10 protein-coding genes are annotated in these 12,724 nt (G+C 74.1%); 7 read left to right on the top strand and 3 right to left on the bottom strand.

The genetic code is table 11. The features are described 5' to 3' along the window. Positions 1-91: 91 nt before the first annotated feature. The 3 genes from OG776_RS23570 to OG776_RS23560 all read right to left on the bottom strand — a co-directional run bounded on the left by OG776_RS23570 (position 92) and on the right by OG776_RS23560 (position 5,581). Positions 92-1,048, bottom strand: coding sequence for an EamA family transporter (locus tag OG776_RS23570; RefSeq protein ID WP_329323753.1), 957 nt, complete (start codon positions 1,046-1,048; stop codon positions 92-94). 159 nt (positions 1,049-1,207) lie between these two features. Beyond that, positions 1,208-2,332: a lipid II:glycine glycyltransferase FemX gene (locus OG776_RS23565; protein WP_329322498.1), complete on the bottom strand. Its 1,125-nt coding sequence runs from the start codon at positions 2,330-2,332 to the stop codon at positions 1,208-1,210. A 45-nt stretch (positions 2,333-2,377) separates the two neighbouring features. Continuing rightward, positions 2,378-5,581 carry an FAD-binding and (Fe-S)-binding domain-containing protein gene (locus OG776_RS23560; protein ID WP_329322497.1) on the bottom strand — a complete coding sequence of 1,068 codons (3,204 nt, stop codon included), beginning with the start codon at positions 5,579-5,581 and terminating at the stop codon, positions 2,378-2,380. Between the two features lie 190 nt (positions 5,582-5,771). Between OG776_RS23560 and OG776_RS23555 the strand changes: the two genes are divergently transcribed. The 7 genes from OG776_RS23555 to serC all read left to right on the top strand — a co-directional run bounded on the left by OG776_RS23555 (position 5,772) and on the right by serC (position 12,650). Continuing rightward, positions 5,772-7,499: a sensor histidine kinase gene (locus tag OG776_RS23555; RefSeq protein WP_329322496.1), complete on the top strand. Its 1,728-nt coding sequence runs from the start codon at positions 5,772-5,774 to the stop codon at positions 7,497-7,499. Continuing rightward, on the top strand, positions 7,496-7,903 hold the full coding sequence (locus OG776_RS23550) for a roadblock/LC7 domain-containing protein (RefSeq protein WP_148008979.1): 408 nt from the start codon (positions 7,496-7,498) through the stop codon (positions 7,901-7,903). The genes OG776_RS23555 and OG776_RS23550 overlap by 4 nt, the downstream gene beginning before the upstream one ends. After that, positions 7,900-8,247 (top strand): DUF742 domain-containing protein, encoded by a 348-nt coding sequence (locus OG776_RS23545; RefSeq protein WP_148008980.1) that lies wholly within the window; start codon positions 7,900-7,902, stop codon positions 8,245-8,247. Before OG776_RS23550 ends, OG776_RS23545 begins: the two co-directional genes overlap by 4 nt. Beyond that, on the top strand, positions 8,228-8,869 hold the full coding sequence (locus OG776_RS23540; protein ID WP_382652485.1) for a GTP-binding protein: 642 nt from the start codon (positions 8,228-8,230) through the stop codon (positions 8,867-8,869). The genes OG776_RS23545 and OG776_RS23540 overlap by 20 nt, the downstream gene beginning before the upstream one ends. Further along, positions 8,866-10,074 carry a cytochrome P450 gene (locus OG776_RS23535; RefSeq protein ID WP_148008981.1) on the top strand — a complete coding sequence of 403 codons (1,209 nt, stop codon included), beginning with the start codon at positions 8,866-8,868 and terminating at the stop codon, positions 10,072-10,074. Before OG776_RS23540 ends, OG776_RS23535 begins: the two co-directional genes overlap by 4 nt. A gap of 127 nt (positions 10,075-10,201) precedes the next feature. Beyond that, positions 10,202-11,413, top strand: coding sequence for a cytochrome P450 family protein (locus tag OG776_RS23530; RefSeq protein WP_329322495.1), 1,212 nt, complete (start codon positions 10,202-10,204; stop codon positions 11,411-11,413). A gap of 118 nt (positions 11,414-11,531) precedes the next feature. Next, positions 11,532-12,650, top strand: coding sequence for a phosphoserine transaminase (gene serC / locus OG776_RS23525; RefSeq protein WP_148008983.1), 1,119 nt, complete (start codon positions 11,532-11,534; stop codon positions 12,648-12,650). The last annotated feature ends 74 nt before the right edge of the window (positions 12,651-12,724 follow it).

Here is a 12,724-nt window from a genome sequence, read left to right as displayed (position 1 = left end):
ACCCCCAGCCCGTCCGGCGCCTGAGGACGAGGCCGTTCAGGCCGACGGGGGCCGGGGGCCGAGCCCCCGCCCTGGTCGCCCGCGGACGCGGCTACGTCGGGACGGCCTTCCCCCGCCCCACCTGCGTCCGCACCGCACCCATGCTCGCGGCGATGACGAGAGCGATCGCGAGGGCCTCGGTGGCCGAGAGCGCCTGGTGCAGGACGAGGAAACCGGCGGTCGCGGCGACGGCCGGTTCCAGGCTCATCAGGATCGCGAAGGTGGAGGCGGGAAGGCGGCGCAGGGCGAGGAGTTCGAGGGTGTAGGGGAGGACGGAGGACAGCACGGCGACCGCGGCCCCGAGCGCCACGGTCGTCGGATCGAGCAGCCGGGTCCCGGACTCGGCGATCCCGAGCGGCAGGAACGCCACCGCCGCGACCACCATGGCGAGCGCGAGCCCGTCGGCCTGGGGGAAGCGCCGGCCCGTACGGGCGCTGAAGACGATGTACGCCGCCCACATCCCGCCGGCGGAGAGGGCGAAGGCGACACCCACCGTGTCGAGGCTCCCGAACCCCCCGCCGCCGAGGAGGAAGACCCCGCCCAGGGCGAGTCCCGCCCAGAGCAGGTTCAGGGCGCGGCGGGAGGCGACCACCGAGAGCACCAGCGGGCCGAGCACCTCCAGGGTGACGGCGGGGCCCAGCGGGATGCGGGCGACCGACTGGTAGAAGAGGCCGTTCATGGCGGCCATGGTCAGCCCGAAGACGACGACCGTGGCCCAGTCGGCCCGGGAGTGTCCGCGCACCTTCGGCCGGCAGATCACCATCAGCACGATCGCCGCCACCAGCAGCCGCAGGGTCACCACTCCGAGCGCGCCGGTGCGCGGCATCAGGGTCACCGCCAGCGCGCCGCCGAACTGTACGGAGACGCCCCCCGCGAGGACCAGGCCGACGGGCCCGAGGCCGCCGCGCCGGACCGGGGAGCCGCCGCCCGTGCCGGGCAGGGGGGCCATCACCGGGGCGACCGGGGTCGCGGACGCCGGTGAGGACGGGGCGGCGCTGGGGGTGTTCACGGTGCCTTCCAGGGGCTCGACGCGGGACGCGTGCATCATGCTGCACTTTCCGGTCCAGAGTAATGGACCCGGTCAGGCGCGTGAACCCTGGACGACCCTGTCTCGTTCCTCACAGTCGTTCCGCACGGCGGTCCTCCCGCCCTCGTGGGCCGCGGCCCCTCAGCGGCGGGCCATGTACAGGCCGAAGGCCCGGTGGAGGACACGGTTGACGGGGAAGTCCCACTCGCCGAGGTACTCCACGGCCTCACCGCCCGAGCCGACCTTGAAGCGGAGCAGGCCGAGGTGGTGGTCGGACTCCTCCAGGGTGTCGGTGATGCCGCGGAAGTCGTAGACGGTGGCGCCCAGTTCGTGGGCGTCGGTCATCATGCGCCACTGGATGGCGTTGTTGGGCTGGACCTCGCGCCTGCGGCCGGTGGAGGCACCGTAGGAGTACCAGACGTGGTCGCCGACCGTCAGCATCGTGGCCGCGGCGAGCACTTCGCCGTCGTGGTGCGCGAGGTAGAGCCGCATCCGGTCCGGGTGCTCGGCGGTGAGGGCGGTCCACATGCGCTGGAAGTAGGAGAGCGGGCGCGGCACGAAGCGGTCCCGCGCGGCGGTCTCGGTGTAGAGCTCGTAGAAGGCGGGCAGGTCGTCGTGACCGCCGCGCACGACCTTCACCCCGGCCTTCTCGGCCTTCTTGATGTTGCGCCGCCACTGCTGGTTGAGGCCGCTGCGGATCTCCTCCAGCGACCGTGTGCCGAAGGGGACCTGGAAGACATGGCGCGGCTGCCCGGCGGCGAACCCGCCGTCGGCACCGGCCCCGGCCTGCCGCCACCCCCGTTTCCGCAGCCGCTCGGCGACACCGGCCGCGGCCGGTTCGTCCGTCGTCGCCCGCGCCTCCCCGAGGCGGCGCGCCGCCGGATCGGCGATCGCCGCCTTGACGGCGTCGGCGCTCCACCGGCGCACCACCACGGGCGGCCCCATCCGCACCGCGAAGGCGCCCCGCCCCTTCAGATACGCGACCATCGGGTCGAGCCAGCGCTCCGCGAGGTCGGCCGCGTACCAGTCGACGACCGGTCCCTCCGGGAGGTAGGCGAGAGAGCGCCGCACCTTCGGCAGCGGCCGCAGCAGCACCAGCCCCGCGCCGACGAGCCGCCCCCGCCCGTCGAACCAGCCGAGGCTCTCCGCCCCCCAGTCCGGCTTCACGTCTCCCCACGACGGCACCTGCATATGGCTGACCGAGGCCCGGGTCGCGACGAACGCCAGATGCTCTTCACGGGTGATGGCCTGCAGGCGGAGCCTCATGCGGGGCACTCCTCGGTGAGGGGGTGGCTGAGGGAATCAGCCCACTCAGGACATTTCGCCATTCTCGTTCCCCTGCCCGCGGGCCGCCCGTCGGCCGGGGTCGTCGAGTGCCTCCGCCAGCACCTCCGCCAGGTGCCGTCCCCCGCGGCCCGTCAGCTGCTCCAGCTGGGTACGGCAGGAGTAGCCGTCCGCGAGGAGCACCGCGTCGTCGCCGGCCGCCGCCACCGCCGGGAGGAGCTGTTCCTCCGCGCAGGCCACCGACACGCCGTAATGACCCTGCTCGAAGCCGAAGTCGCCCGCGAGCCCGCAGCAGCCGCCCGCGAGGGAGCCGGTCAGACCGGCGGCCGCGCGCAGCCGCCGGTCGGCCGCGTCGCCGAGGACGGCGTGCTGGTGGCAGTGGGTCTGGCCGACGACCGGGCGGTCGAGCGACGGGGGCGACCAGTCGGGGGCGAGCCGTTCGAGCGCCTCCGCGAAGGTCAGCACCGCGGAGGCCAGACGGGCGGCGCGCGGGTCGTCGGGGAGGAGCTCCGGGAGGTCCGTGCGCAGCGCGGCGGCACAGCTCGGTTCGAGGACGACGACCGCGGGGGGCCGCGGATGGACCTCGGGATCCAGGAAGGCCCCCATCAGGTCGAGGGTGCGGCGCATGACCGTGCGGGCGAGGTCGAGCTGACCCGTGGACACGTACGTCAGACCGCAGCAGACGCGGCCCGCCCGGCCCACCGCCCACGGGGCCGGGCCGTCCGGCGCGCCGGTCGCGCCCGCCGTCACCCCGTCCGCCGCACCGGTCGTGCCCGCCGTCCCGGTCGCCGGCCTCCCACGGCGCTTCCCGGCGGCGCCCGCCGTTCCGCCCTTTCCGCCCTTCGCGCCTTCCCCGCCGCCGCTGCCCGGTCCCCTCACCTTCCTCATCGCCACCGCCGGGGTGAGCATCACACCCACACCGGCCGCCTCCAGCACGCGTACGGCCGCCCGCCCCACCGACGGCGAGAGGTGCTCCGTGAAGGTGTCCGGCCACAGGAGGGCCACCCCGGCGCCGTCCGCGCGGACGGCGGACCCGCCGGTCCCACCGATCCCACCGATCCGACCGATCCCGCCGGTCCCACCGATCCCGTGCACCCCCTCGCGCATCATCCGCCGCACCCGCTCCGTGAACCGCCGCCGCCACCACCGGCTGAACGTCTCGGGCGCGAGCCGCGGGATGGTCCGCTCGGGCGCGATCCCGGCCAGCCGCTTGGCCGCAGCGGCCAGTGGCGGCAGCGAGGAGAGGACGTTGAGCAGCCGGGCGGTCCTGGTCCGGGCGACCAGTCCGAGCCACAGCGGCAGCCGTCCCAGGGCGTAGTGCGCGGCGGGGCGGCGCCGGCCGGCGTAGTGGTGGTGCAGGAACTCGGCCTTGTACGTGGCCATGTCGACACCCACCGGGCAGTCGGAGCGGCAGCCCTTGCAGGACAGGCACAGGTCGAGCGCGTCCCGGACCTCCGTCGACCGCCAACCGTCGGTGATCACCTCGCCCGCGAGCATCTCGTGCAGCAGCCGCGCCCGTCCCCGGGTGGAGTGCTCCTCCTCGCCCGTCACCCGGAACGACGGGCACATGACACCGGTGTCGGCGGGCGTCGCCGTACGGCACTTGGCGACCCCTACGCACCGGCGCACCGCGGCGGAGAAGTCCCCGCCGTCCGCCGGGTACCCGAACGCCACGTCCACCGGTTCGCGGGGCAGCACCGCGAAGCGCAGGTTCTCGTCCAGCCGGTGCGGCCGCACCAGCATGCCGGGGTTGAGCAGCCCGTCCGGGTCCCAGAGGTCCTTCGCGCGTTCGAAGAGGCCCACCATCGCGGGGCCGTACATGAGGGGCAGCAGCTCGGCCCGGGCCTGTCCGTCGCCGTGCTCGCCGGAGAGCGAGCCGCCGTGCGAGACCACCAGTTCCGCCAGTTCCCGCGAGAAGCCGCGGAAGCGGCCGATCCCCTCGCCCGTCAGCAGGTCGAAGTCGATGCGGACGTGGATGCAGCCGTCCCCGAAGTGCCCGTACGGCGTCCCGCGCAGCCCGTGGTCCGCCAGCAGGCGCCGGAAGTCCCGCAGATACGCCCCGAGCCGGGCCGGCGGCACCGCGCAGTCCTCCCAGCCGGGCCATGCCTCCGCCCCGTCGCCGGGCATCCGGGTCGCCGTGCCGCTCGCGTCCTCGCGCAGCCGCCACAGGGCCCGCTGTCCCGCGGGGTCGGTGACCACGGTGGCGTCGAGGACGTCGGCGGCGCGCACGATCGCGTCGGCCCGCGCGCGGGCCTCCCCCGCGTCGGCGCCGCCCGTCTCGACGAACAGCCAGGCCCCGCCCCGCGGCAGCCCCGCGCCGGACGGCACGAGGTCCGCGGCCATCCCCTCCACCGTCAGCGGGCCGAGCGGCAGCAGCCCGGCGGCCGCCTCCGCCGCCGCGCTCTCGTCCGAGTACCCGAGCACGGCCAGCGCCGTCGCCCGCGGTGCCTCGACCAGTCGCACCACCGCCTCGGTCAGCACGCCCCACGTGCCCTCGGAGCCGCAGAAGGAACGGGCGACGTCCGCGCCCCGCTCGGGGAGCAGGGCGTCCAGCGCGTAGCCGGAGATACGGCGGGGCAGCTCCGGGAATCCGGTGCGCAGGCGGGCCAACTCGCCCTCGACCAGGGCACGGAGGCCGGGCGGGGCGCCCTGCCAGTCCCGGCCGGGCGTGCGGGCCTCCCCCCGGGCGGTGAGCACCGACAGTCCGCGCACGCTGTCCGCGGTCGTGCCCCACGCCACCGAGTGCGTCCCGCAGGCGTTGTTCCCGATCATTCCGCCGAGGGTGCAGCGGCCGTGGGTGGAGGGGTCGGGGCCGAACCGCAGGCCGTGCGGGGCGGCGGCCTCCTGGAGGCGGTCCAGGACGACACCCGGCTGCACGACGGCGGTGGCCGCCGCGGGGTCCAGCGCGACGATCCGGTTCATGTGCCGGGTGAAGTCGAGGACGACGCCGGTGCCGGTCGCCTGGCCGGCGATCGAGGTGCCGCCGCCGCGCGCGACGACCGGGACCCCGAGCGCCCGGCACACGGACAGCACGGCCGCCACGTCGTCGCGGTCGCGCGGGGCGACCACGCCGAGCGGGACGCGCCGGTAGTTGGACGCGTCCATGGTGGCCAGCGCACGCGCGGTGGCGTCGACGGCGACCTCGCCGCGCACCTCGGCGGCGAGCCTCCCGCGCAGCGCGGCCCGTAGTTCCCGAAGCTCCGCCGGTCCCCGGCCGCCAAGATCCGTCATGCCTCCAGGATGGCCCCGCACGGCGGCTCCGGACGGTATCCGGGGCCGCCGAATCACGGTCCGATGACAGGACCGGGTCCAGAACCTTCCCAACACGATCACGAACTCTCATATAGTGACCGCGAATTGAGTATCAGGTGTCGCCTCTCGCCCAGGAAACGACCGAGGACACGGACCGAGGACAGGATTCATGACCGCGCCCAGCCCCTCCGGCGAACGACCCACCCTCCGCGCCACGGCGCCCGCCCCCCTGCTCACCGCCGCACTGGCGGCGGTCGCGGTGGCCGTCGCGGTGGCGACCGCACCGAACTCCGCGCGGGTGCCCGTCGCCTGGATCACCGGGACGGCCGCCGTGCTGCTCTGCGTGGCCGTCGCGGTCGCCGCCCACGCCGTACGGACCGCACAGCTGGCACGCCGCCGCCTCGACACCGTGAGCCAGGACGCCGGCCGCCTCCTCCAGGAACGCGCCCGTCAGGCCGAGGAGTTCGAGCAGGAACGGACCCGGCTCGCGCAGGACTCCGCCCGCGACCGCACCCGGGCCGCCGACGCCGAGGCCCGTGAACGCGCGCGCCTCACCGCCGACTTCGAGGCCGAACGGCAGCGGCTCGCCGCCGAGATCGCCGAGGAGCAGCGGCGCGCGGCCGAACTCACCTCCCAGAAGGCGGACCTGGCCGCACAGGTCCGGCGGGCCACCGGCGACCGGGCCGCCGCGATCTCCGCCACCGCCAACGCGGCCGGCCGTATGCAGGCCCTCTCCACGGCCATGCTCGCCGACCTGCGCGCCATGGAGGAGAAGCACTCCGACGAGGAGGTCCTCGCCGACCTCCTGCACCTCGATCACCGCACCGCGCAGGCCGGCCGGCTCGCCGACTCCGTGGCCGTCCTCGCGGGCGCCCGCTCCGGCCGCCGCTGGGCACGGCCCATCGTGATGGAGTCGATCCTGCGCGGCGCCATGGGCCGCATCGGCGGCTACCAGCGGGTGCGCCTGCACTCCTCCAGCGACGCGGCCGTCGCCGGGCACGCCGCCGAGGGCGTGATGCACGCGCTCGCCGAACTCCTCGACAACGCGGCGAACTTCTCGCCGCCGACCGCCGAGGTCCATGTGTACGTCGAGGAGGTCCCGGCGGGTGTCATCGTCTCCGTCGAGGACAGCGGTCTCGTCATGGGCGACGTCCAGCTGCGCCGCGCCGAACGGGCCGTCTCCGGTGACGGCGCCGAACTGGGCGGCCTCACCGGCACCCGGCTCGGTCTCGCGGTGGTCGGCCGGCTCGCCCGCAAGCACGGTCTGAAGATCTCCTTCCGGCCCTCCGCGCGCGGCGGCACCGGGGTCCTGGTGCTCATTCCCCAGGACCTGCTGTCCCAGCCGCAGGCGCCCGCGCCGACGGCGCCCCAGGCCGCGCCCGCCGGCACGCCCTCCCCGGCACCCGTCCCGGCCGCCCCCGCCGACGACCGGTCCACCCCGGCCGAGGACCCCGCCCGTACCGAGGACCCGCCTGCCGCGGGACCCGCGCACCAGGCGTCGTACGCCGCCGCCCGGGCCACCGGGGACCTCGACCCCGACCCGGTCCCCACCCACGACTCCCCCCGGCACGCGGACACCGGCCCCGCCACCGGCTCGCTGCCCAAGCGCCGCCGCGGCCGCACCCTCGCGGACGCCGAACGCGGCCGCGCCCGCCTCACCGGCGACCAGACCCCCGAGCCCGAGCCCCGCACGACCGACTCCAAGGTGACGGCGGCCCGGTTCAGCAGCTTCCGCCAGGCCGTCCGCGGCACGGCACCCGACCAGGCCGCGGTCCAGGGGACCGTGCCCGACGACTCCGTACGCGTCCCGGCGTACTCCCCCGAGAAATCCGTACGCGACGAAGCCGCCGTACGGGACACCAACCCCCCGCATCCGGAAGGCGACACCACTTCATGACCGGCACCACCACCGCCGACGAGAAGCTCTCCTGGCTCATCGAGGGCCTCCTCGAGCGCACCCCCGGCGCCCGGCACGCCCTCGTGCTCTCCCGCGACGGCCTGAAGCTGTGCCGCACCCCGGAACTCACCGTCGACCGGGCCGACCAGCTCGCCGCGATCGCCGCGGGCATCCAGTCGCTGTCCCACGGCGCGTCCGTGGAGTTCGGCGACGGCAGCGGCGGCGTGCGCTCGGCGATGACCGAGTTCTACGGCGGTGTCCTGTTCATCGTGGAGGCCGGTGACGGCGCCCACCTCGCCGTGGTCACCGCCGAGGACGCGGACGCCGGCCTGGTCGGGCACAACATGAGCGAGCTGGTGGAGCAACTCGGCGAACACCTGAGCGCGCAGCCCCGGACGTCATGAGCCGTCCGGGCAGGGACGACGCGCCCGACCGGCTGTACACCCTCACCGGGGGGCGCAGCCGGTCCGGGCCGGACACCCCGTTCGACCTCGTGACGCTCGTGGTCGCCGAGTGCGACCCGGTCCTGGGCATGCAGTCGGAGCACGCCGCGATCCTGCGGCTGTGCGAGCGGCCGACGGCGGTCGTGGAGATCGCCGCCGTACTGAAACTGCCGGTGTCCATCACCCGGGTGCTGCTCTCCGACCTGCTCGCCGCGGGCCGGGTCAGCGCCCGCCACCCGCAGAAGGCAGCACTACCCGATCCCGACATCCTGGAGCAGGTGCTCGTTGGACTACGCAACCTCTGACGCGAGGACCCCGCTGGGCGCCACCGCCGACAACGGTCTGAAGATCGTGGTCGTCGGCGGTTTCGGCGTCGGCAAGACGACCCTGGTCCGCTCCGTGAGCGAGATCCGTCCCCTCAACACCGAGGAGACGATGACCCGGGCCGGTGAGGCGATCGACGACATCAGCGAGGTCCGCGGCAAGTCCGCGACCACCGTCGCGTTCGACTTCGGCCGCATCACGCTCGACGCCCGAAACGTGCTGTACCTGTTCGGCGCGCCCGGCCAGGAACGCTTCTGGTTCCTGTGGGACCGCCTCTTCTCCGGCACCCTCGGCGCGGTCGTCCTCGTCGACACCCGCCGCATCGACGACTCCTGGTACGCGATCGACCGCCTCGAACACCACGGCACGCCGTTCATCGTCGCCTGCAACGACTTCGGCGGCCCGGCCCACACCCCCGCCGAGATCCGCGAGGCCCTCGACCTCGACCCGGACGTCCCGCTCATCGACTGCGACGCCCGCTCGCGGGAGTCCAGCAAGCGGGTGCTGATCACCCTGGTCGAACACCTGCAGACCGTGTACGCCGCCGCGGCCACCGCCCCGGCCGCCGGAGAAGCCACCAGATCACCGGAGTTGGCCCTGTGACCCCCGCCCCCGTGCCCCTCAGCGGGCCCCGGTTCCAGACCGAACCGGCCGAGCTGTACCGGGAGATGCGGCGCGACCACGGCTCGGTGGCGTCCGTCGTGCTGGACGGCGACATACCGGCCTGGCTGGTGCTCGGCTACCGCGAGCTGCACCAGGTCACCGGCGACCCCGTGCTGTTCAGCCGGGACTCGGACCTGTGGAACCAGTGGGACCGCATCCCCGACGACTGGCCGCTGCTGCCGATGATCGGCCGCAAGCAGCCCTCGATCCTGTACACGGTCGGCGACCGCCACCGGGAGCGCGCCGCGATGATCAGCGAGGCGCTGGAGGCCGTCGACCCCTTCGAACTGCGCTCCCACGCCGAGCGGTTCGCCGACGAACTCATCGACGCGGCCTGCGCCGAGGGCGAGATCGACCTCGTCGGGGACTACGCGGCGCTGCTGCCCGTGCGGGTCCTCGCGACGCTCTACGGCTTCTCCGAGGAGCAGGGTCCCGGCCTGGTCACCGCGCTCAACGACATGATCAACGGGCGGGCCGGCGCACTCGCCGGACAGCAGCACCTGGCAGGCTCCATGGCGCGGCTGCTGGCCGACCGCAAGGCCGACCCCGCGAACGACGTCGTCTCCCGGATGCTCGCCGACACCTCGGGCTTCACCGACGAGGAGATCATCCAGGACCTCATGGTCATGATGGCCGCCGGCCACCAGCCCACCGCGGACTGGATCGGCAACTCGCTGCGCCTGATGCTCACGGACGACCGTTTCGCCGCCTCCCTGTTCGGCGGCCGCAACAGCGTCGCCGAGGCCATGAACGAGGTCCTCTGGGAGGACACCCCGACCCAGAACGTCGCCGGCCGCTGGGCCTCCCGCGACACCCAGCTCGGCGGCCACCGCGTCCGCGCCGGCGACCTGCTGCTGCTCGGGCTGCAGGGCGCCAACTCCGACCCGCAGGTCCGCACCGACGGCTCCGCCCTCACCGGCGGCAACAACGCCCACTTCTCCTTCGGACACGGCGAGCACCGCTGCCCGTTCCCCGCCCAGGAGGTCGCCGAGGTCATCGCGCGGACGGGCATCGAGGTCGTCCTGGACCGGCTGCCCGACATCGACCTGGCGGTACCCGCCGCGTCCCTCACCCGCCGGCCCTCACCCTGGCTGCGCGGCCTCACCGAACTCCCGGTGCGCTTCACCCCCGTACCCGCACTGTGAGACTCCACCGCGCCCGGCCGGCCCCCGTGTCCGGCCGGGAGACGCGGGGACCGCGGCGGCACGCGCCGGCACCACGGCCCCCGCGGCGACGCGGCATCCCCACCCCGGCTCCTGGAGGCATCCCCGCATGACCGCACGTATCGCCCTCGACCCGTTCGTGACCGACCTCGACGGCGAGAGCGCCCGGCTGCGCGAAGCCGGTCCGCTGGCCGCCGTGGAACTGCCCGGCGGCGTTCCCGTCTGGGCGGTCACGCACCACGCGGAGGCCCGCGCCCTGCTCACGGACCCCCGCCTGGTGAAGGACATCAACGTATGGGGGGCCTGGCAGCGCGGCGAGATAGCCCCCGACTGGCCGCTGATCGGGCTCGCCAACCCCGGCCGTTCCATGCTGACGGTCGACGGCGCCGACCACCGCAGGATGCGCACGCTGGTGGCGCAGGCCCTGACGCCCCGCCGGGTGGAGCAGATGCGGGAGCGCATCACCAAGCTGACGCAGGGGCTGCTCGACCAGCTCTCCGCGGACGACGGTGTCGTCGACCTGAAGGCCGACTTCGCCTACCCGCTGCCCATGTACGTCGTCGCCGACCTCATGGGCATCGAGGAGTCCCGGCTCCCCCGTCTCAAGGAGCTGTTCGAGAAGTTCTTCTCGACGCAGACCCCGCCCGCCGAGGTCCTCGCCACGCTCACCGAGCTGGCCGGGATCATGGCCGACACCGTCGCGGCCAAGCGCGCCGAACCCGGCGACGACCTGACCAGCGCCCTGATCCTCGCCTCCGAGGACGGCGACCACCTCACCGACGAGGAGATCGTCTCCACCCTCCAGCTGATGGTCGCGGCGGGACACGAGACGACGATCTCCCTCATCGTCAACGCGGTGGTCAACCTGTCCACCCATCCGGAGCAGCGCGCGCTCGTCCTTTCCGGTGAGGCGGACTGGTCGGCGGTGGTGGAGGAGACCCTGCGCCACTCCACCCCCACCTCGCACGTCCTGATCCGGTTCGCGACGGAGGACGTGCCGGTCGGGGACAAGGTGATCCCCGCGGGTGACGCGCTGATCGTGTCGTACGGCGCGATCGGGCGCGACGAGAAGGCCCACGGCCCGACGGCCGGGGACTTCGACATCACCCGCGCCACCGCCAACCGCCACATCTCCTTCGGCCACGGTCCGCACGTCTGCCCGGGGGCGGCCCTGTCCCGGCTGGAGGCCGGCGTCGCGCTGCCGGCGCTGTACGACCGCTTCCCCGGCCTCGATCTGGCGCTCCCCGCCGGGGAGTTGCGGAACAAGCCCGTGGTGACCCAGAACGACCTGTTCGAACTGCCGGTCCGGCTGGCCCCGTAGCCCCTCCGCCGGGGGCGCGCGACACGCCGCGCGCTCCCGGCTTCCGCGGGCCGGGCGGGTCGTCTCATCGAACGGACACGCTTCCGTCCGGTTTCGCCGAGGGGATACCCTCCGGCTCGTGGCTGACATCCAGATCCCCGCTGACATCAAGCCCGCCGACGGACGATTCGGCGCCGGCCCCTCCAAGGTGCGGACGGAGGCACTGGACGCGCTGGCGGCGACCGGCAGTTCACTGCTCGGCACCTCCCACCGCCAGGCGCCGGTCAAGAACCTGGTCGGAAAGGTCCGGGAGGGTGTGCGCGAACTGTTCTCGCTGCCCGACGGGTACGAGGTCGTCCTCGGCAACGGAGGCTCCACCGCGTTCTGGGACGTGGCGACCCACGGCCTGATCGAGAACAAGTCGCAGCACCTCACCTTCGGTGAGTTCAGCTCCAAGTTCGCCAAGGCCGCGAAGCTCGCCCCGTGGCTCGCCGAACCCACCGTGATCGCGTCCGACCCGGGCACCCACCCCGACCCCTCGGCCGAGGCCGGCGTGGACGTCTACGCCTTCACCCACAACGAGACCTCCACCGGTGTCGCCGCCCCGATCCGCCGGGTCGCGGGCGCCGACGAGGGCTCCCTCGTGCTCGTGGACGCCACCTCCGGCGCCGGCGGCCTGCCGGTCGACATCACCGAGACGGACGTCTACTACTTCGCCCCGCAGAAGTCCTTCGCCTCCGACGGCGGTCTGTGGATCGGCGTCTTCTCCCCGGCCGCCGTCGAGCGCGCCGAGCGCGTCCACGCGTCGGGCCGGCACGTGCCGGAGTTCTTCTCGCTGCCCACCGCGATCGACAACTCCCGCAAGAACCAGACCTACAACACCCCGGCCCTCGCCACCCTGTTCCTGCTCAACGAACAGCTGGAGTGGATCAACGGCCAGGGCGGCCTCGCCTGGTCCACGGCCCGCACCAAGGACTCCTCGACCCGCCTGTACACCTGGGCCGAGGACTCCAAGTACGCCACCCCGTTCGTCACCGACGCGGCCAAGCGCTCGCAGGTCATCGGCACGATCGACTTCGACGACGAGATCGACGCGGCCGCCGTCGCCAAGGTCCTGCGCGCCAACGGCATCGTGGACACCGAGCCCTACCGCAAGCTCGGCCGCAACCAGCTGCGCATCGCGATGTTCCCGGCGATCGACCCGGCCGACGTCGAGGCGCTGACGCGGTGCGTCGACCACGTCATCGAGAAGCTCTGACCCCCGGCGGTCCACGGAAGGGGCGCCCGGCACCCGCCGGGCGCCCCTTCCCGCTTCCCGCCGTCACCGCGCGG

This window comes from Streptomyces sp. NBC_01689 (genome assembly GCF_036250675.1).
Lineage (GTDB): Bacteria > Actinomycetota > Actinomycetes > Streptomycetales > Streptomycetaceae > Streptomyces.
The sequence above is the reverse complement of the archived record's forward strand: the minus strand, read 5'-3'. Positions and strand labels throughout refer to the sequence as shown.

Excerpts from the sequence above, each read along its gene's own strand:
- OG776_RS23550 (WP_148008979.1), top strand. The coding sequence starts at position 7,496 with ATGACCGGCACCACCACCGCCGACGAGAAGCTCTCCTGGCTCATCGAG.
- OG776_RS23530 (WP_329322495.1), top strand. The coding sequence starts at position 10,202 with ATGACCGCACGTATCGCCCTCGACCCGTTCGTGACCGACCTCGACGGC.
- OG776_RS23565 (WP_329322498.1), bottom strand. The coding sequence starts at position 2,332 with ATGAGGCTCCGCCTGCAGGCCATCACCCGTGAAGAGCATCTGGCGTTC.
- OG776_RS23555 (WP_329322496.1), top strand. The coding sequence starts at position 5,772 with ATGACCGCGCCCAGCCCCTCCGGCGAACGACCCACCCTCCGCGCCACG.
- OG776_RS23560 (WP_329322497.1), bottom strand. The coding sequence starts at position 5,581 with ATGACGGATCTTGGCGGCCGGGGACCGGCGGAGCTTCGGGAACTACGG.
- OG776_RS23545 (WP_148008980.1), top strand. The coding sequence starts at position 7,900 with ATGAGCCGTCCGGGCAGGGACGACGCGCCCGACCGGCTGTACACCCTC.